We start from the raw sequence: 23663 nt of genomic DNA, 5'->3' as shown, positions 1-23663 counted from the left end.
GACCACCACGTTGATAGGCCGGAGGTCGAAGTCTAGTAATAGGCGAAGCCGACCGGTACTAATCGCTCGATAGAGCTCTATCGCAAGACTGCGCAAGCAGTCGCCGTCATGTCCGGCGAGGAAGACGTCGAAAGACCGACCCTCAACAGGCAACACTCCTTCACGCAAGCACGCATCCCCAGCATTCGGGCCCATCATCCGGGCCAAACCTTCGAGAACTATAATCTGTATGCTTCGCTGGCCTGGTGGTCTTAGCGAGGGCCCCAACACCCGATCCCATCTCGAACTCGGCCGTGAAATCCCTCCGCGCCAATGGTACTGCTGCTTAAGCATCGGAAGAGTAGGTCGCTGCCAGGCCTGCAAAGCATACAGACACAAAACCTCACAGATCCTCAATTCATCACCCATCACCGCGGGGTGGAGCAGCCCGGTAGCTCGTCAGGCTCATAACCTGAAGGCCGTCAGTTCAAATCTGGCCCCCGCAACCACCTTTATCGAACGTCGGTATGCATCGAGAACAGCCGCTCCATCTGGGGCGGCCTTTTTGCGTTCGCAGGCGACGTGAACCATGTTCGCGATGTCTCCCACCAGTTCGATCTCCACGCCCTCCGGATCTTCCGCAGACGGTGATAGCACCACGCGCTCGATCAGTGAGCGGATCTCCTCCAATGCTTCCGGACGGATGCTCTCATTGGCCAAGGCAAGATGCAATTGATCGACCTTCGCCCGGTAGTGGTCAGCCAGGTTCGGGTGGAGCCGGGGCGGGCTCTGTAAGGGTTTGTCGAGCTGACGTTTGAGCTCATCTTTGCGGCTGCTCAGGTCATCCAGTCGTTGCTGAAGGTCGGCGCTGCGGAACCCCTCGCTGACTGCATCAATGAGTTGATCGAGTTTGCGCGTGATCTGGGCCTGATCGCGTTCCCGCCGCTGACGCTCCTGTTGAAGGGTCTGTTGCAAGCTGTTGAACTCGGCGACATAGGCGGCAATGAATTCCTTCACCACATCCGGCTGCATCAGCTGGTGACGCAAGGCATCCAAGATCAGGTTATCCAGTACGGGACGGCGAATGGAGCGGCGGTTGTCGCAAGTGCCTTGGTTCCGCGAGGCCGAGCAAACCAGATAATCCTTGCCGTTCTGGACGATCGGGCCACCACAGCAGCCGCAAGAGAGTTTGCCCGTGAGCAGGTGTCGGGCGCGGCGATGCTTCCAGAACTGCGAAGCGCGGACCTTTGTGCAGCGCTCCGAAGCGCGGATTCCGTCGAGGCGATCCTTGACCTGATCCCACAGATCCTGACTGACGATCCGAAGCTCGGGGACGTCAGCCGTCCGGAGTTCGGACTTGTCATTGGGTCGCGATATACGCTTGCCGGTCGACGGATCCTTGATGAAACTCAGCCGGTTCCAGATCATCTCGCCGATATAGAGGCGGTTGCGCAGGATGCCGGTTCCACGTTCGGCGTGGCCTCGGATCGTGGTGTCTCGCCAGGCGCCGCCATTGGGGCCGGGGATCTGGCCGGCGTTCAGGGTTTTGGCGATGGCGCGGGGCGAATGACCTGCCGCGAAAGCGCGAAAGATGCGCTGTACGACCTCGGCTTCCGCGCTGTTGATCGCGCGGCCGCCGCGAATGGGCTCGCCTCGCGGGTCCAGTTCCTTGACGACATCATAGCCATAGCAGCGCCCACCGGCCGAGCGGCCCTCCTGGATACGGCCTTCGAGGCCGCGATGGGTCTTGGCGGCGAGATCCTTGAGGAAGAGGGCGTTCATCGTGCCCTTCAGGCCCACGTGCAACTCGTTGATCTCGCCTTCGGCCAGGGTCACCAGTTTGATGCCGTTGAAACCCAGCTGCTTGAAAAGTCCCGCGACATGTTCCTGGTCGCGGGAAAGCCGGTCGAGCGATTCCGCCAGCGCAACATTGAAGGCGCCGGCGCGGGCCGCCGCCAGCAGCCCCTGAAAACCCGGCCGCAGGGTCGTGGAGCCGGAGATGGCATAGTCGGTGAAGATCTCGACCACCTGCCATTGCTCGCGTTCGGCCCGTGCCCTGCAGACGCGAATCTGGTCGTCGATCGAGGCATCCCGTTGGTTCTCTGACGAGAAGCGGGCATAAATCGCGACTCGCATCACTATTGTTCCTCTAAATCCTATTCGTTCTTGGGTTCATGAGTAGCGCTCTCATTTCGAGAGTTACGATCGAAGTCTATTTTTGCAACCGACCGACCAAGCAATCTAGCCAAGGTCAAGACGACCGATTTTATATTTTTATCTGGTACAGATTTTTCCGTTTTTCTTGTCTTGCTATTAGGCCTTTTCATAGCTGATTGCCCCCAAGGGGAGCAGGATCAGATGATCCAACTGCTCCTCAAGGGAAATGAATTTTTCGGGCATCAAAGGGAACGTGTTTTTATAACCAAAATGAATTAAAATTAATGCTATTTTGGATCCGTCGTCTGGCCGGCTTGATGTTCAAGGCTGACACGCGTCGGGTCTTAAGCAATAGCCTTGGAGGTATTACCGGCGACCGTCATGGCCGGCCGGCGCATAAGCTGCATCCAGGCGTCGAGATCGTCATTCTCTAGCGTTCTTCGATTGTGTAAGTCGCGGGCGAGGCCGATCACGGCGTCGCGGTTCGCCTCGATTACCGCTCGTGCAAAGTTGGCGGCCGTGGCAAGGTGCTTCTCGACAATTTCCTGTTGGTGCACCGACAAGGATGAGAAAGCTACCTCGCGTCCCCGCCAGGCCAGCGATGCCCCCAAACCATATGATGCTTCAAAATCGATGGCCAGCCGGGTGGCATGGGCGAGATCGGATTCCGGGAAACCGCCCGCACCCGCACTTGGCCCACCGCAGAGCATGATTTCGGCTTCCCTGCCCGCCAGCCTCATGGCGATGGTCGCGGCGATTTCGTCGGCGGTTAGTTCCAGGTTCGTCGGGGCGCTCAACCGGGTATAGCCGCCGCCATCCGGGAGCAACGCGACATGAAGCACACGAGCCTTCATCAGGGCTGACGCCGCGGCCACATGGCCGGCCTCATGAACAGCGGCCCGCCAGCTGACGGGGCGATCCCCACCGAACTCTCGAGCGATGTCGTCCGGGGTCAATTGGTGCCCTTTGGCGCGGGCGGTGGTACGGGCGGCTCGAATGGCGCCGGAAACGGCGGCGGCGGATCGGCCTAGCGCCATTCGCGCGAGACCGTCAATGCAATCGTCGGGCAGGGCATCGTCGAGATGCTGTCGCAGGATAGCGGTGATCGCTGCCTTGTTCGGCAGGTCGATCCGGACCAGCCGATCGAAACGGCCCGGCCGTTTGATCGCCGGATCCAGTGCGGTAACATCGTTGCAGCAACCGATCAGAACGACCCCTTCGAGGCCGGCGAAGCCATCCACTTCTTGCAGGAAGCCGTTGATCACTTGGCGTCTATATTCGAGTGACGAGCCAGCGGTTTCACGGGAACCGGCGGAGTCGATTTCGTCGATGACCATCACGCAAGGTGCTGTGGCTCGGGCTTCGGCGAAGCTCTTGGCCATGGCCGCCAGCAGATCGCCCAAGTGACCCGCCGCCTGCCATTTCGCGAAATTCGTCTCGACCACCGCCACCTTCGCGGTCGCCGCGATTGCCCGCGCAATATAGGTTTTCCCGGTTCCCGGCGGGCCATAGAAGATGGCCGAACGGGTGAGGTCGTTCCACCGGAGCTTGCCGGCTCCCCAAGCCTGGATGTCGTCCACGATTGCCTTGCCGACCCGATAGGCTTCGCCGAACTCGGTGAAATCAGCCAAGGTCGGACCATCGACCGCATTCAGGGTGGCGAGTTCCGCAAGCCGCACCGCCGCCTTGATCGCGGTTTCCTCGCGAAGGGCGGCGCCGATCTCGGTCATGGTCATCCGGCGCATGGTCCTGTCGTCAGGCAGGGCCTCGCGCACCCGCCAATGGGCAATCCGGCCTGTCTGGCTGTGGGTGTATTTCAGCAGCCAGATCACCCCTTCGGATGAGATCCCGCTCACGGTCAGGGTATCGTCGGCGATCTTACGGTAGATGGCCGGCAGCTCGCGCGCATCGCGCAGGATCACGATGACCGGCATCGAGGTCAGTACCGCCTGATCGATTTCGTCGATAAAACGCTCCAGCCGACCGGGGCCGCGGCCGGAATCCCGGTGCACGATCCTGGCCGGAATAGGGAAGCTCTCAGACCAAGCCTCATGCAGTTGGGCGGCCGATACGAATCCTCGACACTCCACGATCGTTACATGGCCTTCCCGGCGCATTGATCGTTCGAAGCGAGCGAAGGTGCCGAAGGCCTCCGCCAGCGCCAGTGTGATGAGCATCGACGAGAGGGGGACTCTGAGCTTCCGTTTTGCGGGCATGTCACATGCCTCGACTGTGAAGGGATCATTTCCGGCGTCAAGTAAGTCCCTGATTGCGTCTCTCGTCATCATGTCAGCTGCACAGTTCGCGGTGGTCAGGTCAATGCGGAGCCTGGGGGCCTTGAACGCCGCCATATCCTGGAACTGGGCGGCCAGCAGAATCCGAAGCCAATCCGGCCGTCGCTCGTATTTAGCCATGGTGGTCCACCTAAGGAGGGTTCGTAATCGAAGCGATCACGTGAATATGGGAGGGGGAGTGCCGATACGGATCGGATGCATTTACCGATCAGGTGTGGTCCGGTCCCGGCGCGCCGACATGGCCGCGCAAGGCATGGAACTGCTCTTTCGACAGGGCGCCGACATCGAAGAGAAGGGCTTCGAACTGATGCCGTTCGTAGTCGGGATCGAGCATCCGGGCCGTCGGAATACGCACTTCGAAAGATCTGGCCGCCGACGCCGTGAACGAGACGTAGCCCATGCGCAGGACGACCAGCGCTGCCAGATGAAAATCCGTGCGGGCATAGCGGTTCGGGCCATCTTTGGTCCGGCCGGCACTGCTCGGGGTGAGGTCGAAGGTCCAGGAATCGCCGTTGCCGCCCAGCTTCGACTTCACCTGGATGCGAACGGTCTGGTGACCGACTTCAGTGATGAGGTCATAGGGCAGATTGTTGCCGACGACGATCGTATTGTAGCCCCAGGAAATCAGGCGGGCGGCGACGAGATGCTCGCCGATGAGACCGATATGGCAGCCGAAATGGCTCGCGGCATCCTTATCGATGTGGGGGAAATGGCGAAAGGCGATTTGGCGAGCGATCAAGTGGGGCATAATCTTGCTCCATATATTAGTTGGTGTGGCTAATAAATAATGGCCAAAAATACGGCTTCAAGGGCAAGGGAGGGAATTTTGTTCGAAAATAGCGCGAAGGTGAGAGTTTCATAAATTCCGATTAGGTGTTGCGCCTAATTATCCCATTCGTGAAATTGAGGCGGTAAATCGAGTCGGAGGGGACGGGAACGGTATGGCGGAAGAAGCGAATGCGGCGTTGGGCGAACTGATCCCCTATCTTGCGCGACTGCTGAACAAGGAACTGTCGGACGCTCTGCGTCCGCTGGGGCTTTCGCCGGCTCAATATGATGTCCTTGAGTTCATCTGGAGCGAGGGGGCGACCTCACCGAAAATCGTCATTGAGCGGCGAGCGGTGGAGCCCTCTTCGGTGTCGGGCACATTGTCCCGTCTGGAGCGCGACGGCTTCGTGACGCGAATACCGGATCCCGATGACCGGCGCTCTTTGCTGGTCAAACCGACGGAACGGGCAATCGCGCTGGAGGCGCCCGCCCGTGCTGCGGTACTGGCGGTACTAACTAAAGTTACCCAAGGATGGGCGGATAGAAGCGTCGACCTTTTCATCCGGGCAGTCCGTCGGGCCATTCAACAACTCGAACGGCCTTGAAGCATCATCGGTGCTCAAGTGCATGGCTAATACCGCTTCGGCTGGAGGGGGCTGAGGCCACTCCCGCCGCGTGGAGCGCGGTGGGAGTGGTTGTTCCAGCCGCAGCCGAAAATCACTTCCGCCACATGGCCGGCGCCCAGAGGTCGCATTGCCGGGTCATCATGCAGGACAGCGCCAGCCTTTCGTCGCCTGCGGGCTTCTTGTCCCCGAGAAACGCTTCCTTGACACCGATCGCGCCCTTGGGATGTCCCTCTATGGGAGCCAGGATAACGACGATAGCCTCCTTGTCGGTGTCATAGAGATCCTTGATCTCAATCACCGACTCGGCCCACCACAAGTAACCCGATGTGGTGAAAATGATCCTGTGGACGGCGGCCCCGTTATCGAGAGATCGGCAGATGAATTCGCGTAGGGGAAGGGATCGGGTCATCGCGCCCCTGGCGCCGGATACGTCTGTGGTTCCAAACGGAAGGTCGACGTCGAAGAGCGCGTCCTGGTAATCTCCCGGCACATCGGCCCGCTCCATCGCATGGTCGCACGCCCTCTTCTCCAGTGCCTTGGCTTCCGCCCTGCACGTCTCCTCGGCCCAGTCACCCGATATATTTCCGAAGTCACGGCAGAGAGTTTCCGCCTTCTGGTACAACGGCTGCGGACCCAACGGCTTGTCCAGATCCAGGCTGTTCAAAGCTTCGCGAAGCTCGCTTTCGTAACCGGCCTCCGCTTCTTTGCGCAGGCCGGCGACATGCCCCTCGAATGCCTTCGCCTGTTCCGGAGTCAGAATGTAACCTCGAAGATATTCGCCCATGTCGGGATCGTAGCCGTGGGTCTTGACGAAGGTTTCAGGTGTGCGGGGGGCCTTCTTCCAGGCGTCGAGCTGGGCTGCGATTGCAGCCTCGACCAGGGCGCTTTGCCCGGTCTTCAGGCATTGGTGCATCGCCAGGACGAAGTAGGAGGAGACGCCCCGCATTCCGTTCTCCGTCAGCTTCAGGTCGGATGTCCATGTCGCGCCGTAAGCAGCATCGACCCCGCTCGGTGCCGGTCCCAGCAGGGCCAGACAGGCGGCTTCGATGTCGGACGATTTGATCTTGCCGTCGTCGCGCAGCGTTGTCGCCAATACCCCGAACGCCGTACCGTAGGCTTGCTCGAGCTCGGCCCCTTTTTCCAGCAGGAAGGATTGAATCACCGCCGCCGTGTAGCGATCGGCGCCGATGCCGCGCTGCTTCAATTCCTCGGCCGGAGGTACCAGCCAGCCGAGGTCGCGCAGCCCCGCGATGGTGCCCGGCGCCGCACCGATGCGCTTGCGTTCGGCGCTCAGCCAGAGGGCGATCTCGCGATCCTGCTCGATCGCCGGCCATTTCGCGACGATGAAATCGACATAGGTGCTGCCGAGATCCCGGCAGAGTTTCAATTCCCGGATGGCCGATTCGGTAGCCAGCCTTGTCCAGTAGACAAGCGGAAGGCCGGACACATGCACCAAGGTATCCAGCGACGGCCGGCCGAAGGCCGCTGCTCTGGCACAGAGATCCTGGCCGGCCCAGAGCGCGCGCGGGGTTTCGCCTGCTGCCTCCAGCCGGCCGGCAAGAGTCTCGATGGCCGCCTTCATGAATTCCAGTTGGTCTCGATCCCTGACCGTCTCGTTTCGCCGGGGCGGCTGGGGTGCGAAGGTCACGGCCGTGACGAAGGTCGCGCGCTCGACCAATTGCCGCCGCTCATCGGGCGTCCCCGTGGGCAGGCCGGCGAGACGCTTCCGCTCCTCGCTCCAGAACCGGGTCCAGAACGGCCGATATTCCCTGGCGGCTTCGTCGAGGACGCGCTGGCGGTCGAGGTCGGGAAGAGTCTCGTCCGGGAGGGGGAGGCCCAGATAAGCGATTGCCGCTTGCGCATCGGTCAGGTCCGGCGCTCCGGTTTTCAGAACCGCAATATGGTCCCGCGCCCGGTCCAGCGGCGAGGCGGCGGCCGTGAGCGATACCGGATCGCAACATTCGTCGGGTTGCCCGTTGCGCGCCAGCCACCGCCCCCGGATCTGTGACCGGTCCTCGCCGAACTCCAGGCGGAAAAGCGCCTGGCCGCTTTTTGCATCATTCAACAGGACCCGTCCGTCCTGTTCCCAGCCGGCGGCTTTATAGCCCCGGATAGCGGCGCCCTGTTCCGCGAAGTAGATGGAAACTTTCCAGGTGTTGTTCTCATCCACCCTGGCGATGACTTCGTCCAGGATGAGCTTGCCATCCTGCTGCCGGTGACTGCCGCTGAAATAGTGCCAGATGTCCTCGGCCAGGGCCGATGCCGACGGCAGGAGAAGACCGGCGGTGAGCAACAAGGTACGGAGCGAAGAAATCATGTGTCCCTCATTGATGCGGTGGCCGCCATCCTTGTGCCTCGGGGGGCTGCACGGGGTGACAGGTGAAACCTCAATCGGCAGACGATGGATTCTTGTTTTGCGCCTGGACGTCCGGGCCATCGTGAAGGTGGATGTAACCGCGTTTCAGGGCCTCGATCAGGGCTTGCCCGCGTGTCGTGGCGCCGAGCCGGCGCTTGGCACGCTCGACGTACCAATTGACAGTCTTTCTTGAGATCGAGAACAGGCCGGCGATGACGTCGTCGGTCTTGCCCTGCGCGATCAATTGCAAGCACTGAATCTCGCGAGGCGCGAGGGGCGTCCCCAACTCATCCTTGTGGCTCGTGCTGGATCGGCTCCGATCTGGCTTGTCCGTGTCAGTCATCTCGTCACCACAAAGCGACACAACCGCCTGCCGGCCGCGTCGTGCGAATCACGACCAGGCGGCGGCGACGGTTTCTCACCCCGCTATTCCCCTGAAGTTCCGCGTCGATCCAGGTTGTCACCCGGATTTGGCGCTGCCTATCCAGGCAAATACCGGGATCGCGCCGTCCCGGCCGCAATATCGTATCCATGGAAAACGTAATATCGGGTACATGATATAATGTCAATATCATGTACAAGGAATCCGCAGCCTTGACTCAATATTGCGTACACGGTAACCGGCTTGTCATGGGCAGACGGAAGCTATGGCATGAAAGCGTGAACCTGACCCTTCCCCTTGGGGCGAAGGCCAGGATGGACTCTGTCCTGAACGAGGGAGAAGACCGCCTCGATCTGATCCGCGAAGCCATCGAGCGTGAGGTCAAACGGCGCGAGCGGAAGCGCCTTCCTCAAGACAAAGAGTCGTAATCCAGCCCAATATCTTGTGGGGTGTGCCGCTCCAATCGCTCCCACTATTGAATTTCATCCAAATCGGGAACTAAACAAGGGGAAACCCCGGTAAATACCGGGATTTCGCAACCGCCAGCCATTTGCAGAATGGCATCGGGCGTTCAACAAGAGCGTGTTTCCGAATCGCAAGAAATGCCTCCTGGGCGTATCGCCCAAGAGAATGCCCTCGGTTGCCATTTCGTCGCCAGAGGCCGCGTAATCATGTCCGTCCCGTCTATCGCCAATACCAGACTGATTGCCCATGCTTCCATTATTGCGTTGACGGCGGCGCTGGCGGCTTGCGGCGGCGGCGGTAGCGGCGGGCCTCTGGGGGGGATCGTCACGCCCACCCCGACGCCGACGCCCACCCCGACGCCGACGCCTACCCCGACGCCGACACCCACCCCGACGCCGACACCCACCCCGACGCCGACACCCACCCCGACGCCGACACCCACCCCGACGCCGACACCCACCCCGACGCCGACGCCCACCCCGACGCCGACGCCCACCCCGACGCCGACGCCGACGCCGGGCGCCTCCTCGTTCGAGACCCCGGAATATTTCGCCGGCCGTAACCTGTCGGGCATCAACGCCTCGGAAGCATACGCCCGTGGTTTCACCGGTGCCGGCCAGAAGATCGCAATCATCGATCTTCCCGCCCGCCAGTCGCACGAAGCCTTCGCCGGCGGGAAGATCGATGAAAACGTCTCTGCCCTGACATTCTCCTCGACGCCGGCTTCGGCATTTCCGGGCGAAGACCACGGCACGCAGGTCGCCGCAGTCGCCGCCGGCAATCGCGATGGCCTCGGCGGGCACGGTGTCGCCTATGACGCCACCCTGCTCACCGTCATCGCTGGCGAAGGCGGGCGCCTTGCCAGTAACCGCTATATTGCCGAAGGCGTTCGCATTTCCGCTGACCGCGATGCGACGATCATCAATCTGAGCCTGGGATCCTCCGAGTTCGCGCTCTCGGCGGGGACCGACCTCGTTTCTGCCTCCGTCTACGCCGCGAACAAGGGCGCCATTCTCGTCTTCGGCGCCGGCAACTTCGGCGCGGGCGTCAATGGCGCCAACCCGATCGCGTCCGGCCGCATGCCGCTGGAGAACAACAGCCTGCTCGGCCATTTCGTCACGGCGGTGGCGCTGAACCGCGACCTTACGGGCATCGCCGACTATTCCAACCGCTGCGGGACGGCAGCGGACTGGTGCATCGCCGCTCCGGCGGACGTCTATACCGCAACGGCGGCGGGGGACAGCAGCTATGGTGACATCGCCGGGACGTCGATGGCGACCCCGATCGTGAGCGGTTCGCTGGCGGTCATCCAGCAGGCATTCCCGACCCTGACCGACGAACAGGTGATCAGCCGCATGTTCGCGACGGCCAACAAGAGCGGGGTATTCGCCGACAGGACGATCTATGGCAACGGCATGCTCGACCTCGGCGCTGCCACGGCCCCGATCGGTACGCTTCTCGTGTCGACCCCGGCCGGCGCGACGACGCCGGCCTCGGCCACGTCCTTCAGCACCGGCGGCGCCTTCGGCGGCGGGCCCGAACTCTCCTCGCTCGCGATTGCGCTGGTCGACAGCTTCGACCATGCGCTTTTCCCCGGCCAGATGACGGCGATGGTCCGCTCGCGCCGCTGGCAACCCAGCTACGGCGACACCCTGTCGGGCTTCGGCATGGCACTGTTCGCGGATCCCCTGCGGTCGAGCGACGGGCGATCGTCCTTCGTTTCCTACGAGACCAACCGCCTCGGTTCCGCTTCCGACTTCACCACCCGCAACGGTGATGGTCCCGTACAGGCTTATGAGGCCCGCCTGGCCTTCGGCAAGGACAGCACTGCCTTTGCCGGGGTCAACGCCGATGTCGACCGCTTCGCAGCCGACCTGTCCGGGGCTCCCATCGCCACGAGCCTTGCCATCAGCAGCAACCTGCTCACGCCGGCCTACCTGGGACAAGCATCCGGCGGCCTCGCCACCGGCTTCTCGGCCGGCATCGGCCGAGGCCTGCATATCTCGGGCGGCTTCTTCATGTCTCCGCCCGACGACGACGCCGGCGTTGCCTTCTCGGGGCGCGACACCGGCGACCGCGGCTACGTCGCCGGTGTGCGGCAGGGTTTCGGCGACGTGACCCTGGGGCTGGAACTGGGCCGGCTCGACGAGACCGGCGACGCCCTGGGCGCCAGCGGCACCGGCGCTTTGAGCATTCTCGGCGCGACCACCGACTTCGTGGGAATCAGTGCCTCGGTTCGGCTCACCGAAAAAGCGTTCCTTTTCGGGCGCTACACCGTCGGGTACACGGATGTCGGGTCCGACGGAAACAGCCTCGTCTCCGACGTTTCCGGCTTGCGTTCCGATGCCTGGTCGCTCGGCATCGCCGGCACCGAACAATTCGTTCGCGGCGATACCTGGGGCATCTTCGCCTCCCAGCCGATGCGGGTGATGGACGGTGACATGACCGTGAGCCGCGTGGCCGGAGCGTCCGACGACGGGCGCGTGCTGGTGGAAAGCACGCGCGTCGGTATCGGCGCCGATGGGCGCCAGATCAACTACGAGGGCTGGTACGCCGCCCCCGTCGGAGACGGGTCAGTTCTCGGCATGGCCTTCCGCTATGTCGTCGAGCCGGGCAACGATGCCGGTGCCTCCAGCGACGCCGCCGCCCTCCTGCGCTATCGCAGCCGCTTCTGAAACAGCATCCGACCGGAGACGCAAATGCAGTCGATCAAAGTCGCGGTTTTCCTTTTCATGCTGCCGCTGGCAGGCTGCGGGTCCAGCACCGCAGTCGAAGCGGACAAGTACCAGTCCCTGATCGTCGGCAAGACGACCATGGCCGAAACCATCGCTGCGCTCGGCCAGCCGGACACGCGCAGCTACCGGAATGACGACGTCGTTCTCGGCTATTCGGCGATGAGGGTCAGCCCGATCGCCTATGTCCCGATCGCCAATATGCTCGCCGAAGAAACGGTACGGGGACAATTTTGCGAACTGACGTTCTCGAAGGCCGGCACCCTCAAGGACAAGTTCTGCGAGGAAGCCAGGGCCGGTCATTGATTCAATCGAATTCGGGAAGGGATCGATTGTGTCCACCGCACTGCGATTCGCGCCACTGATGGCTTTGTCTCTGGCCGCCTGCCAGGTGACCGACCATGGCGACGGCCGGATGACAATTCGCCCGGACTGGCAGAGGATTCTGGCCTCCGGAGACGCGCCTAGCAATGCCGGCGCCTCCCCGCCGGCTCCGGCTTCCGAAGTGGTTTACCCAACCGGCACCCCACGATGGACGGTGCGTTACCTGGTGGAGAAAGACGGAAAAAGTAGCTGCGATCTGGCATCGACCGAGGCCCCCCGGATGTTCGTTGCCGCGATCAAGGGCACTCCGCTGATTGTCGCCGGTCTGATGCCAGAAAGTTCGGAGGAATCCATTCGCATGCTGCAAGCCCGATTGCGGGTCGATATCGACGGCAAACAGATCGGGATCGACGGACCGTCACACATAGGCATGCCCTTGGTCACGGTCATTGCATTCTTCAGACTGACATCCTTGCCGAAGATGGAGGCTTTCTGGACCGCCTTCAACAGGGGCAGCAATCTGCAAGTCACAGCACTTCCGCCTGTGGATTATGCCTTCCCCCCGGTGTCGCTCCGGGACAGCCGCTTGGCTTACCTCGCCATGAGAGAATGCATCGACAAGAATTTCTAGCAGTAACTTCAATATTTATTGAGAAAAAGGACAGGGCAAATGGCCGATACTGCCGCGGCCACGGAAACTGCCGGAAGATTTGAGATCGAAGGGCATTGACAACCGATGCTGATTTGCCGCCCCCCGCTGGCCGGGGCCGGTCGGGAGATCGGGCGCCACATGACGGTCATCTCGATCTCCTCCGCTTCCTGGACAGCGTCCAGGCCACGATGGCGCCTCCGGCCAGAGCGATGCACTCGTCTTCACCAAGGAGCGCCTTTGCGGACGCGAGCCTCCTGGCCATGACGTCCGCCTTGCCGCCCAAGACCGAGGCCGCCGCCCCATCATCGATGAGATCCTGGGCATGGCATCTGTCGCATCTCGTCGACACCCAGTGCTCGGTCATCCGCACAGATCCCGGCGCGCCGCACCGCTCGCAGGTTACGCATGACTTGTGCTCGCCGGCGGTGACGATGTCCTGGCTCCCTGGGAGATATTCGCTCAACTGGAAGTGCAACGTGCCGAATTTCGCCTTGATCTGGGATGCGACGATTTCCACGTCGGTGGCGCGGGCAAGGGCATCCTGCCTGCTGCAGATATCCTCCACAATGGAATGCCAGCCGTTGCCAAGCTCCCACGGACCGGCAATCGACAGGATTACAGGGAAGCGCTCCTAAAGCCCGCGGGCCAGGTCATAGTTCATCGCCGCGCTCCGGGCCGCGCTCCGGTCGTCCGGCAGGAAGGGCACCGGGGCTTTGTCCATCCCACCCCGGCGTCCAGCGTTCCCGGCGCACCACACATCTTGCTTGTAAGGAGCGACAGCTTTTCGCCCCCGCTCATGTCAGACCTCTGAAATCAGGGCTGGCTCGAAGGCCGGATTCTCGACCTCGGCAGGCAACGATTTCCCGCGCAGACCGGTCCGTGCGACCACATAGCCGCGGGGATTGGCGAGAATTCGCGTTTTTCCGATCCAGTAGTCGCGGCTGACGTGCACATGGCCGTGAATCCAGAGATCGGGCGATGTCGACTCGATGAATTCCTTCAGGTCGCTGGCATAGGCCCCGTCAAGGAACTCAGTCACCTTGCCCTGGCGAAGCGATTGCGGGGCCGGGGCGTGGTGCGTAACCACGATGGAAGGGCCATCGAACGGCGGCGCCAGCGCGGTCCGGATCGCCTGGAGGTGCTGGGCGTGGATGGCCGATGCATGTGTCGGCAGCCACTTCCGATACTCGGCCCCAAAGCGGATGCGCCGGTGATCGTTCATCCGGTCGAGGGAGTGCCGCATGCTGCTCTGCGCATCCCCGGCGATCTTGTAATCAGTCCAGAGCGTCGCGCCGACGATGCGGGCGCCGGCGACGATGGCGGTCTCACCGGCGGCGAGAAGTGTGATCCCAAGGTTATCAGCGACCGTGGCGGCCTTTTCGTTTTCATAGGCGGCGTTGGTGTTCCAGTAACAATGGTTGCCCGGCACATAGATGACGGGATGCCCCCGCCCGCCGAAGGTTTCCGCTATCCACGGCAGAACACGCTCCGAAAGCCTGGAACACGTATCCCCGGCAATGATGACCCCGTCGCAGGCAGGCGTTTCCGCCGGCGCCTCGAAGGGGGAGGCGTCGATATGGAGATCGCTCAGCACCCAGAACCTGGCCATATCGTCAACTCCGTGACCGAGGGCGGCGTGCAATCAGCGCAGCGACGACGAGAGCCTCGGCTCCGGGGCCAATCGTCATCAGCCTGGCGGGATCGGCGTCCTTTCGAGAAAAAACCTGTCGCTCGACGAGATCAATGGCATCGCATCTGTCGCAAAGGGTGCGAAGCCATGATCGTTCCTCGCGAAGGCGCCCAGGCTCACCGCATTCCTCGCACGTCAGGTATGAGGCGTTTTCGGCCTCCGTGATCGCGTTGAGGTGCTCGGTGTCGCCGCTGCGGATGTAAAACCGCAAGCCTCCAAACTTCTCTTTAACCTGCACGGCGACCGCCTGGCATTCGGTTCTGTCGGAGATTTCCTGGAGATTTCCGCAAAGCCTATCGATGATTCCGAACCAGCCGTCACCACACGAAAACCCCCAGCACATGGCGGTCACCCTCATGTCGGCGTGACGATCCACGAAAATCTTCGGGTACTTTGCGCACAGGTATTGGTCAAGGTCGCGCCTCATCGCGTCGTTTCCTGTTCTTCGTCCATCGTCATCCAGATGTAATCGCTAGTATCTCCGATCAGGCGGGTGATCTTCCTTATGATTCCCTCCCGATCCGAGGTGCGGTTTCCCACCGTGCTGGCTGCTCTCTATCTTCGATGACAGTTGTCCGGTAGCGTCATCGAGCGCATCCGTGTCCCCTTCCATCTCGGCGTCTAGATGACGGGCATCGGCGAAACTGTCGGTCCAAGTCGGAATCCCGGCGTGGACTAAAGACAAGATCGCCGGCCCTGTGGTCGTCGATGAGGCCGTACAGAAACGCTGCGCGTTCTGCGCCGAGCGTCTCGACCGAGAGGCTTCCGCCAAGCTCGCGCATGAGCATCCAGTCGCCGTTTTCCAGCCAATATTTGGCCGGGCGCCGATCTTGGATGGACCGCCAGAGGAACCGATCGTGTTTGCCGGCGAACCCGATCGGATCGAGCCGCTTTCCTGCCTCGATCCGCATGTCGATGACGCCGAGGCTGTCAGGCCCGCGATCGATATAGTCGCCGAGTGTTACGAGGGTTCCGCCGCGCTCGTCCACGATGTTGAGGGCGACCTCAAGGATCGACGACACGCCGTGCATGTCACCGATCACGTGCCCCTTGAATCTCGTCTCGACCAGGAAGTCTGACCAGCCCGAGGTCGGGATGGTGGCGGTGATCCTCATGTTGCCCCTTTGAGGGGCCGTGCGACGCCCCTCCGAGTCATCGGAAATGACGTCAAACCACTGTCCGAGCCGACAGCAGCCGAAGATTTGACAATCAAGAATTGTGTGCGAAGTCGTCCCAGTCAAGTGGGTGTGGCGCCGTTCAGCGAAAAGAAAATAACGTGCGATGCTGGCGGCTCGGTGCGGGGAGCCGAAGCCATGCACCAGCCGACCATCCTGTATGACCTGCCCGAGGCCGAGTACCATGCCCGGACCGAGATCAGCAAACACGGGCTGGACCTCGTCCAGGTGCCGCCTCTGTATCGGTTGGCTAAGGATGGCCCGCCGGCGGCCCCAACAGCGGCAAAAATCGCCGGCCGAGCGCTTTGAGCAGGACTTCGTGACCCTGCCGGACATCGATTTCCGGACCAACGCGGGTAGGGAAGCCGCCGCCTATGGCGCCAGACGAACCTGCCCGCCGTTCCAAACGGACGATGAAGTTACCGCGATTGAGGCTGTGGTCGGTCAGGATGCCTGTGACTTCCGTGCCGAATTCGTTGTCCCACAGGACTTCGATCGCTGCACGAAGGAGGGAAAGGAGGCATGCGCGACTTGGATGACCATGCCGCGGGCATCGGCGCCCCCTGATGGCGGGATCATCAAAACTGCGACTACGGATTTCCCGCTGAGACTATTTAGCGACAGCGCGCCGGCGGCAAGCGGAGAGGGCCGATGCAAGCGCGCTGAGCCGGGCTCCCTCGGCGCACACCATCGCGTGGCTCTTGACCATGGACCGGGGTGGCCTCACGAAGTCGGAAACGGTTACTGTCGCGGCTGTCGAAGGTGGCGCACCGCTCCTTGTGCAGGCCCGGGAGATCGTCGCGGCCTTCCAAGCAATGATCCGCAAGCGGTCGCTGGGGGATCTTGTGCCTTGGCTGGAGCAGGCCCGGTCGAGCCTGGGGGCCTCCTTCGCCAATGGCGTGATCAAGGATCGGGCCGCGGTCACTGCGGCGATTACTTCACCTTGGTCGAACGGTCAGACCGAGGGCCAGATCACCAAACTCAAGCTTGTGAAGCGCCAGACGTACGGCCGGGGCAACCTCGATCTTCTCCAAGCCCGGGTCATCGGGGCGACCTGATCATGGCACCATCAAAACTGCGTCAGAGCCTCGTTTGCCTGCCGAAGCTCCCGGTTCTCGCGCTTCAGCGCCTTCAACCGGACTTCCACATCGCCGGTACGGCCGCCGTCCGCACTGTCACGCTCCGCCTTCCTAAGCCACGGCCGCAGCGTCTCCGCCGTACAGCCAACCTTGGCCGCCACCGACGAAATCGCCGCCCAGCGCGAGGAATGATCCCCCTCGTGGTCTAGCACCATGCGCACCGCCCGGGCTCGCATCTCAGGAGAAAACTTCATCGCCGCCTCGTTCGTCATCGCGACATCCTCTCAAAGGGATTGGCCTCCGACAAACCAGGCACGGTTCATCCCCGCCGCCACACGACGCGCAGTAAAGTGGCCGAAAGGACAGTCCCCGCCCGCCGCCGCCGGGATATGGCAGCGGATATCGATCGGCAGGGAGGCTGTGTTGGGGGAACATCGGGCAACATTTGGCGAGGTCGAGGCCGAATTGGGCGAGGACGGGGTCGCCATCGTCACCCTGAACCGGCCGGCACGGCTGAACGCCCTGACGACGGCGGTGATGGAGGCGGTGACCCGGGCCCTGGCCTGGGCGGCCGGGCAGGGGCCGTGCCGGGTGATCGTCCTGGCCGGGGCCGGCCGGGCCTTCTGCGCCGGCATGGATCTGGTGGACGGCCTGAGCGGGGCCGATGATCCGGCCGCCGACCCGGTGCATGCCCGCTACGAGGCGCTGCGCGCCGGCACCGCGATGGTCCTTGCCGTCACCGAAACCCCGCAGCCGGTGATCGCCGCCGTCCATGGGCCGGCGGTCGGCGCCGGCTTCGCCCTGGCGGTCGCGGCGGACCTGCGGTTCTGCGGGCCGGGGGCGCGCTTCGATGCCCCCTTTCACCGGCTCGGGGCCAGCGCCGGCGACCTTGGCCTGTCGTGGCGGCTGCCGCGGCTGATCGGCCCGGCCCGGGCCGCCCGGCTGTTCTATACCAACGGCAGCCTGAGCGCCGAGGAGGCCCGCGACCTCGGGCTGGCCGAAACCGATCCGGCACCGCTGGCGGCGGCGCTGCGCCTGGCGCGCGAGATCGCGGGGCATCCCTTGCTCGGCGTGCGCATGACCAAGGAATTGCTGAACGCCAGCCTCGATTGCGCCGGCTTCCGCGCGCATCTCGCGACCGAGATGCGGTCCCAGGTCATCGCCCTCGGCACCCGGGAGCATGCCGACGCTGTCGCCGCCTTCCGCGCCCGGCGCTGAGCCGCCCCTCCCCAGCGGGGAGGGGCGGGGGGCCGCTGCCGTCCCTAGAGTCTCCCCCGTATCGTCATCGCCCGCCGGGGCGCGCATTCCGGAATCAGGAGCCACTGTCATGAGCAAGGTCATCGTTGCCGGTGTCGGCATGATCCCCTTCGTCAAACCCGGGGCCAGCAAGCCCTATCCCGAGATGGCGGCGGCGGCGCTCGGCGTCGCGCTGGCCGATGCCGGGCTCGACTATGCCGCGATCCGGCAGGCCTATGTCGGCTATGTCTATGGCGATTCCACCGCCGGCCAGCGTGCGCTCTATGCCACGGGCATGACCGGCATCCCGGTCTTCAATGTGAACAACAATTGCTCGACCGGCTCTTCCGCCCTGTTCCTGGCCCGTCAGGCGGTCGAGAGCGGCGCCGTCGATTGCGCCCTGGCACTTGGTTTCGAGCAGATGAACCCCGGTGCCCTGGGCGCCATGTTCAACGACCGGCCGAGCCCCTTCGAGCCCTTCGACACGGTGACCGACCGGCTGGTGGGGCATGGCGAGATCCCGCTGGCGCTGCGCTATTTCGGCGGCGCCGGCCTCGCCCACATGCAGCAATACGGCACCCCGCTCGAGACCTTCGCCAAGATCCGCGCCAAGGCCAGCCGCCATGCCGCCAACAACCCCATGTCCCTGTTCCGCCAGGTGGTGACGGCCGAGGATGTGCTGGCCTCGCCGGTGATGTGGCCGGGCGTGATGACCAGGCTGATGGCCTGCCCGCCCACTTGCGGCGCCGCGGCGGCCATCCTGTGTTCGGCCGATTTCGCCGCGCGCCATGGTCTCGATGCGACGGTGCGGATCCGCGCCCAGGCCATGACCACCGACACGCCGCTGACCTTCGAGGCCGGCGACATGCGCGAGGTGGTCGGCTTCTCCATGGCGAAGAGCGCGGCCGCCGAAGTCTATGCGGCGGCGGGCATCGGGCCCGAGGATATCGACGTGGTTGAACTCCACGACTGTTTCGCCCACAACGAACTCATCACCTATGAGGCGATCGGTCTCTGTCCGCCCGGCGGGGCGCAGAAATTCGTCGATGACGGCGACAATACCTATGGCGGCCGCTATGTCACCAACCCCTCGGGCGGGCTGCTGTCGAAGGGCCACCCGCTCGGCGCCACCGGCCTCGCGCAATGCACCGAACTCGTGCAGCAATTGCGCGGCCAGGCCGACCGGCGCCAGGTCGAGGGGGCACGGATCGCCCTGCAGCACAACCTCGGCCTTGGCGGCGCCTGCGTCGTCACCCTTTATGAAAAGCACTGAGAGGGCGCCATGATCGACCGGAAATGGCTCGGCCATGTCTCGGCCCCCGCCGAACTGGCGCTCGACCGCGCGCGCCTGCGCTTCTTCGCCGAGGCGATCGGCGAAACCGACCCTGTCTATACCGATGTCGAGGCGGCGCGGGCCGCCGGCTATGCCGACCTGCCGGCGCCGCCGACCTTCCTGTTCGCCGCCGAGATGGACAGCGGCGCCACCATGCGGACATTGGCGGACCTCGAGATCCCGCTGGCCAAGGTCCTGCACGGCGAACAGGGCTTCACCTATCACCGCCCGGCCTGTGCCGGCGATGTAATCACAGTGATATCGAAGATCGTCGATATCTACGACAAGAAGGGCGGCGCGCTCGAATTCGTCGTCAAGCAGTCGGAGGCACGCAACCAGCACGGCGAACTGGTGGCCGCATTGCGCTCCACCCTGGTCTGCCGGCATTGAGAGGGAGGCCGTCGCCATGAACCCCATAGATACCGTCCAGCCCGGCCAGGAACTGCCGCCGCTGACCCTGGCCCCTGTCGACCGCACGACGCTGTTCCTGTTCGGCGGCGCCTCGGGCGATCACAATCCGATCCATATCGATCTCGATTTCGCGCGGAAGGCCGGCATGCCGGACGTCTTCGCCCACGGCATGCTGGGCATGGCCTGGATGGGACGCCTGCTGACCCGCTGGGCGCCGCAGGCCCGGCTGCGCCGGTTCTCCGCCCGCTTCCAGGGCATCACCCACCTCGGCAATGCCATCACCGTGCGCGGCAGGGTGGCGGAAATCGTCGAGGTCGAGGGCGAGCGCTGCGCTCGCATCGAGGTCACCAACACAAACCAGTTCGGCCAGGTCAAGATCGTCGGCGACGCGCTGGTCGCGCTCGGCTGACGGGGTCAGGGGAAGAAACGCATCATGTCCAGGAAACTTGAAGGCAAGGTCGCCCTCGTCACCGGTTCGGGCCGGGGCATCGGCCGGGCGATCGCCCTGAAGCTGGCGTTCGAGGGGGCCCGCGTCGTCGTCAACGACCTCGACGCCGAGCCGGCGATGGAAGTGGTCGAGGCGGTGAGGGCGGCGGGCGGCGAGGCCGTGGCCTGCCTCGGCAGCGTGACCGCGCCCGATTTCGCCGAACGCTTCATCGGCACCGCGGTCGAGACCTACAAGGCGCTCGACATCGTCGTGAACAATGCCGGTTACACCTGGGACAATATCATCCAGAAAATGAGCGACGAGCAATGGTACGCCATGCTCGACGTCCACCTGACCGCGCCCTTCCGCATCCTGCGCGCCGCCCAGCCCGTCATCCGCGCCCAGGCCCGGGCCGATGCGGCGGCCGGCCGCCGGGTGGTGCGCAAGGTGGTGAACATCTCCTCGGTCGCGGGTCTGTTCGGCAATGCCGGCCAGAGCAATTATTCGACCGCCAAGGCGGGGATCACCGGCCTGACCATGACGCTGGCCAAGGAATGGGGGCGCCTCGACACCACCGTCAACTGCATCGCCTATGGTTTCATCAAGACCCGCCTGACCGAGGTGGCGGCCGATGCCCATGCCACTGCCAATATCGAAGGCCGCGAGATCAAGGTCGGGGTCAATCCGGACCTGCTGGCCATGATGGAGCGCACGATCCCGCTCGGCCGCGGCGGCACGCCCGAGGAGGCGGCAGGCGCCGTCTATCTGTTCTGCATCCCCGAGAGCGACTACGTCAGCGGCCAGACGCTGATCTGCTCCGGCGGCCTGACCGGGATCTGAACGCCATGTATATCACCCAGCCCCTTCACCGCGCCGTCCAGCAGCACCCGGACAAGGTAGCGCTGCGCTGCGGCCGGCGCAGCCAGACCTTCCGGTCCATGGCCGACCGGGTGGCCCGCCTGGCCGGCGCCCTTCAGGCCCTGGGCATGGCGCCGGGCGACCGCGTCGCCATGCTGGCCCTGAACTCGGACCGCTACTTCGAATATATGATCGCGGTGCCCTGGGGCGGCGGGGTGATCAACCCGTGCAACATCCGCTGGTCGGCGGCGGAACTGCTCTATTCGCTGGAGGATTCGGGATCGCGCCTCCTGCTCGTCGACGATGCCTTCGCCGCCGTTGCCCGCCGTCTGCAGGAGGACAGCAGCCAGCCCCTGACGGTCATCTATGCCGGCGATGGTGCGGTGCCCGCGGGCATGCTCGGCTACGAGGCCCTGATCGCCGGGGCGCAGCCGGTGCCGGACGCGGTCCGCCGGGGCGACGACCTCTTCGGCCTGTTCTATACCGGCGGCACGACCGGACAGCCGAAGGGCGTGATGATCAGCCATGGCGGCATGTATGCCTCGCTGCTGTCGATGCTGGCCGAGGGCATGGCACCGCGGGACGGCGTCTATCTTCACGCCGCCCCCATGTTCCATGTCGCCGACATCGGCATGTCGGGCATCCAGTGGCTGCGGGGCAACACGCAATGTTTCATCGGCTCCTTCACGCCGCAAGGCGTGGTCGAGGCGATCGAGCGCGACCGGGCCACTCATGTCCTCCTCGTGCCGACCATGATCCAGATGCTGGTCGATCACCCGGCGATGCGCGAGGGCCGGGACCTGTCCAGCCTCCGCTGCATCGTCTACGGCGCCTCGCCGATCGCCGAGCCGGTACTGGACCGCGCCATGGCGGTCTTGCCCGGTGTCGAATTCGTGCAGGCCTACGGCATGACTGAACTGTCGCCGCTGGCCACCATCTGCCCGGCCGAATTCCACACCGTCGAGGGGCGCCGGCGGGGCAAGCTGCGCTCGGCCGGGCGTGCCAGCTTCTGCACCGAGATCCGGATCGTTAATGCCGAGGGTCGGGAGGTGCCGCGCGGTACCGTGGGCGAGGTCGCGGTGCGCGGCCCGAATGTCATGAAAGGCTATTGGAACAATCCAGATCTCACCGCCGCCACCGTGCGGGACGGCTGGATGCACACGGGCGACGGCGCCTATATGGACGACGACGGTTTCATCTTCATCGTCGACCGGGTGAAGGACATGATCATTTCCGGCGGCGAGAACGTCTATTCCGCCGAGGTCGAGAATGTCGTCGCCCAGCACCCGGCGGTCGCCGCCGGCGCCGTCATCGGCATCCCCAGCGCCGAATGGGGCGAGAGCGTGCATGCGGTCGTCGTCCTGAAGCCGGGCGCGGCCCTGACCGGCGAGGACCTGATCCGTTTCTGCAAGGACCGCATCGCCGGCTACAAATGCCCGCGCAGCGTCGACATCGTGGCCGAACTGCCGCTGTCGGGGGCCGGCAAGGTGCTGAAGACGGCCCTGCGCGCCCCCTATTGGAAAGACCGCGAGAGCCAGGTGGCCTGAAGGACGGGGAGGGAAAGCGACACCATGATGCCACGACTGTACCGCCATGCCTGGATGGACGAGGAGAGCGACGCCTTCCGCGCCCAGGTCCGCCGCTATGTCCAGGCGGAAATGTCCCCCAGGGTCGAGGGCTGGCGCCGGCAGGGCTTCATTCCGGCCGAGGTCTGGCGCCCCTTCGGCGCGCTCGGCTTCGTCCTGCCGGAAATGCCCGGCGACTACGGCGGCGCGGATGCCGGCCTCGCCTATCAATTGGTGGTGCAGGACGAACTGGCCAGGGCCGAGATCCCGGCCACCCTCGGCGTCCACAGCATCGCCGCGCATTACATCCTCGACTACGGCACCGGGGAACAGAAGCGGCGCTGGCTGCCGAAGCTGGTTTCCGGGGATTGCCTTGCCGGCATCGCCCTGACCGAGCCGGGCTGCGGTTCCGACCTGAAGATGCTGCGCACCCGCGCGCGGCGGGAGGGCGACGATTATGTGATCGACGGCGCCAAGACCTTCATCACCAACGGCTCGACGGCCCATCTCCTGGTGGTTGCCTGCCGGACCGGCGAGGGCGGCGGACGGGGCGTCTCCCTCTTCGTCGTGGAGACGGCGGGGCTGGCCGGCTTCCGGGTCGGGCGCCGGCTGGAAAAGCTCGGCCAGCACGCCTCGGATACCGCGGAACTGTTCTTCGACGGCGTGCGCGTGCCGGCGGCGAACCTGCTGGGGGCCGAGGGCCAGGGCTTCGGCCAACTGATGAGCCAGCTGCCCTACGAGCGCATGCTGCTGGCGGTGCCGGCGGCGGCGGCGATCGAGATGGCGCTCGAACTGACGCTGGCCCATGCCAAGGCCCGGACCATGTTCGGCGGTACCCTCTACGACCTGCAGAACACCAGGTTCCGCCTGGCGGAAGTGGCGACCGCGGCCCATGTCGTGCGCAGCTTCGTGAACGATTGCATCCAGCGCCTGGTCGACGGCACGCTCGACGATCAGGCGGCCTATATGGCCAAGTGGTGGTGTACCGAGCAGCAATGCAAGGTGGTCGACGAATGCCTGCAGATGTTTGGCGGCTATGGCTACATCACCGAATATCCGATCGCCCGGCTCTATGCCGATGCCCGCATCCAGAAGATCTACGGCGGCGCCAACGAGGTGATGAAGGATATCATCGCCCGCGCCCTTTGACCGGG

General features: G+C 64.0%; 22 protein-coding genes, 1 tRNA gene, 1 rRNA gene and 2 pseudogenes. 16 read left to right on the top strand and 10 right to left on the bottom strand.

Going from position 1 to position 23663, the window contains the following annotated elements:
* Positions 1-241 precede the first annotated feature (241 nt).
* Both rrf and DKG75_RS20595 read left to right on the top strand, forming a co-directional pair.
* Positions 242-357, top strand: a 5S ribosomal RNA gene (rrf, locus tag DKG75_RS20600).
* A gap of 54 nt (positions 358-411) precedes the next feature.
* Positions 412-488: transfer RNA gene (locus DKG75_RS20595), tRNA-Met, on the top strand.
* Here DKG75_RS20595 and DKG75_RS20590 read toward each other — a convergent pair.
* The 3 genes from DKG75_RS20590 to DKG75_RS20580 form a co-directional block, all read right to left on the bottom strand.
* Positions 445-2115: a recombinase family protein gene (locus tag DKG75_RS20590; protein ID WP_109923080.1), complete on the bottom strand. Its 1671-nt coding sequence runs from the start codon at positions 2113-2115 to the stop codon at positions 445-447. The genes DKG75_RS20595 and DKG75_RS20590 overlap by 44 nt on opposite strands.
* Before the next feature lie 365 nt (positions 2116-2480).
* The gene (locus DKG75_RS20585) at positions 2481-4550 is read right to left on the bottom strand and encodes an AAA family ATPase (RefSeq protein ID WP_109923070.1); all 2070 of its coding nucleotides are present in this window, start codon (positions 4548-4550) and stop codon (positions 2481-2483) included.
* 88 nt (positions 4551-4638) lie between these two features.
* Positions 4639-5169, bottom strand: coding sequence for a group I intron-associated PD-(D/E)XK endonuclease (locus tag DKG75_RS20580; protein WP_133637031.1), 531 nt, complete (start codon positions 5167-5169; stop codon positions 4639-4641).
* A gap of 202 nt (positions 5170-5371) precedes the next feature.
* Here DKG75_RS20580 and DKG75_RS20575 point away from each other — a divergent pair, with 202 nt between their 5' ends.
* Positions 5372-5803 carry a MarR family winged helix-turn-helix transcriptional regulator gene (locus DKG75_RS20575; RefSeq protein ID WP_109923068.1) on the top strand — a complete coding sequence of 144 codons (432 nt, stop codon included), beginning with the start codon at positions 5372-5374 and terminating at the stop codon, positions 5801-5803.
* Positions 5804-5915: 112 nt separating this feature from the next.
* Here DKG75_RS20575 and DKG75_RS20570 read toward each other — a convergent pair whose 3' ends face one another.
* Together DKG75_RS20570 and DKG75_RS20565 are read right to left on the bottom strand one after the other, a co-directional pair.
* A complete protein-coding gene (locus tag DKG75_RS20570; RefSeq protein ID WP_109923067.1) occupies positions 5916-8141 on the bottom strand; it encodes a hypothetical protein in 2226 nt (741 codons plus the stop codon).
* Positions 8142-8211: 70 nt separating this feature from the next.
* On the bottom strand, positions 8212-8523 hold the full coding sequence (locus DKG75_RS20565; RefSeq protein ID WP_109923066.1) for a helix-turn-helix domain-containing protein: 312 nt from the start codon (positions 8521-8523) through the stop codon (positions 8212-8214).
* Positions 8524-8753: 230 nt separating this feature from the next.
* On the opposite strand from DKG75_RS20565, the gene DKG75_RS22820 reads away from it, so the two are divergent.
* The 4 genes from DKG75_RS22820 (at position 8754) to DKG75_RS22815 (ending at position 12714) form a co-directional block, all read left to right on the top strand.
* Positions 8754-8990 carry a hypothetical protein gene (locus tag DKG75_RS22820; protein ID WP_133637033.1) on the top strand — a complete coding sequence of 79 codons (237 nt, stop codon included), beginning with the start codon at positions 8754-8756 and terminating at the stop codon, positions 8988-8990.
* Positions 8991-9233: 243 nt separating this feature from the next.
* Entirely contained in the window at positions 9234-11702 is a 2469-nt protein-coding gene (locus DKG75_RS20560) for a S8 family peptidase (protein WP_133637035.1), read from the top strand.
* 24 nt (positions 11703-11726) lie between these two features.
* Entirely contained in the window at positions 11727-12065 is a 339-nt protein-coding gene (locus DKG75_RS20555) for a hypothetical protein (protein WP_109923064.1), read from the top strand.
* Positions 12066-12093: 28 nt separating this feature from the next.
* A complete protein-coding gene (locus DKG75_RS22815) occupies positions 12094-12714 on the top strand; it encodes a hypothetical protein (protein ID WP_133637037.1) in 621 nt (206 codons plus the stop codon).
* Between the two features lie 166 nt (positions 12715-12880).
* On the opposite strand, the gene DKG75_RS20545 is transcribed toward DKG75_RS22815, so the two are convergent.
* From DKG75_RS20545 to DKG75_RS20530, 4 genes are all read right to left on the bottom strand, one after another.
* Positions 12881-13300 carry a hypothetical protein gene (locus DKG75_RS20545; protein WP_109923062.1) on the bottom strand — a complete coding sequence of 140 codons (420 nt, stop codon included), beginning with the start codon at positions 13298-13300 and terminating at the stop codon, positions 12881-12883.
* 234 nt (positions 13301-13534) lie between these two features.
* Complete coding sequence (locus tag DKG75_RS20540; RefSeq protein WP_109923061.1) at positions 13535-14344, bottom strand: metallophosphoesterase; 810 nt, start codon at positions 14342-14344, stop codon at positions 13535-13537.
* Positions 14345-14348: 4 nt separating this feature from the next.
* The gene (locus tag DKG75_RS20535) at positions 14349-14852 is read right to left on the bottom strand and encodes a hypothetical protein (protein ID WP_109923060.1); all 504 of its coding nucleotides are present in this window, start codon (positions 14850-14852) and stop codon (positions 14349-14351) included.
* 157 nt (positions 14853-15009) lie between these two features.
* On the bottom strand, positions 15010-15540 hold the full coding sequence (locus tag DKG75_RS20530) for a metallophosphoesterase (protein WP_109923059.1): 531 nt from the start codon (positions 15538-15540) through the stop codon (positions 15010-15012).
* 198 nt (positions 15541-15738) lie between these two features.
* On the opposite strand from DKG75_RS20530, the gene DKG75_RS23090 reads away from it, so the two are divergent.
* Together DKG75_RS23090 and DKG75_RS20525 are read left to right on the top strand one after the other, a co-directional pair.
* The gene (locus DKG75_RS23090) at positions 15739-15909 is read left to right on the top strand and encodes a hypothetical protein (RefSeq protein WP_166646564.1); all 171 of its coding nucleotides are present in this window, start codon (positions 15739-15741) and stop codon (positions 15907-15909) included.
* A gap of 317 nt (positions 15910-16226) precedes the next feature.
* A pseudogene (locus DKG75_RS20525) lies at positions 16227-16658 on the top strand (transposase); the annotation flags it as partial.
* A gap of 23 nt (positions 16659-16681) precedes the next feature.
* On the opposite strand, the pseudogene DKG75_RS20520 reads toward DKG75_RS20525, so the two are convergent.
* Positions 16682-16951, bottom strand: a pseudogene (locus DKG75_RS20520) (transposase); the annotation flags it as partial.
* A gap of 151 nt (positions 16952-17102) precedes the next feature.
* Between DKG75_RS20520 and DKG75_RS20515 the strand changes: the two are divergent.
* The 7 genes from DKG75_RS20515 (at position 17103) to DKG75_RS20485 (ending at position 23658) form a co-directional block, all read left to right on the top strand.
* Positions 17103-17897, top strand: coding sequence for an enoyl-CoA hydratase/isomerase family protein (locus tag DKG75_RS20515; RefSeq protein WP_208112185.1), 795 nt, complete (start codon positions 17103-17105; stop codon positions 17895-17897).
* A 109-nt stretch (positions 17898-18006) separates the two neighbouring features.
* A complete protein-coding gene (locus DKG75_RS20510; protein ID WP_109923057.1) occupies positions 18007-19188 on the top strand; it encodes a lipid-transfer protein in 1182 nt (393 codons plus the stop codon).
* Positions 19189-19197: 9 nt separating this feature from the next.
* Entirely contained in the window at positions 19198-19638 is a 441-nt protein-coding gene (locus tag DKG75_RS20505) for a MaoC family dehydratase N-terminal domain-containing protein (protein WP_109923056.1), read from the top strand.
* Positions 19639-19654: 16 nt separating this feature from the next.
* Positions 19655-20068 carry a MaoC family dehydratase gene (locus DKG75_RS20500; protein ID WP_109923055.1) on the top strand — a complete coding sequence of 138 codons (414 nt, stop codon included), beginning with the start codon at positions 19655-19657 and terminating at the stop codon, positions 20066-20068.
* Between the two features lie 24 nt (positions 20069-20092).
* Positions 20093-20926 (top strand): SDR family NAD(P)-dependent oxidoreductase, encoded by an 834-nt coding sequence (locus tag DKG75_RS20495; RefSeq protein WP_109923054.1) that lies wholly within the window; start codon positions 20093-20095, stop codon positions 20924-20926.
* Positions 20927-20931: 5 nt separating this feature from the next.
* A complete protein-coding gene (locus DKG75_RS20490; RefSeq protein WP_109923053.1) occupies positions 20932-22491 on the top strand; it encodes an acyl-CoA synthetase in 1560 nt (519 codons plus the stop codon).
* Positions 22492-22515: 24 nt separating this feature from the next.
* A complete protein-coding gene (locus DKG75_RS20485; protein WP_109923052.1) occupies positions 22516-23658 on the top strand; it encodes an acyl-CoA dehydrogenase family protein in 1143 nt (380 codons plus the stop codon).
* Positions 23659-23663: the final 5 nt, after the last annotated feature.

It is taken from the genome of Zavarzinia compransoris (assembly GCF_003173055.1).
GTDB classification, from domain to species: Bacteria; Pseudomonadota; Alphaproteobacteria; order Zavarziniales; family Zavarziniaceae; genus Zavarzinia; species Zavarzinia compransoris.
Note: the sequence above shows the minus strand (reverse complement) of the source record. Positions and strands in the feature narration are given on the sequence as shown.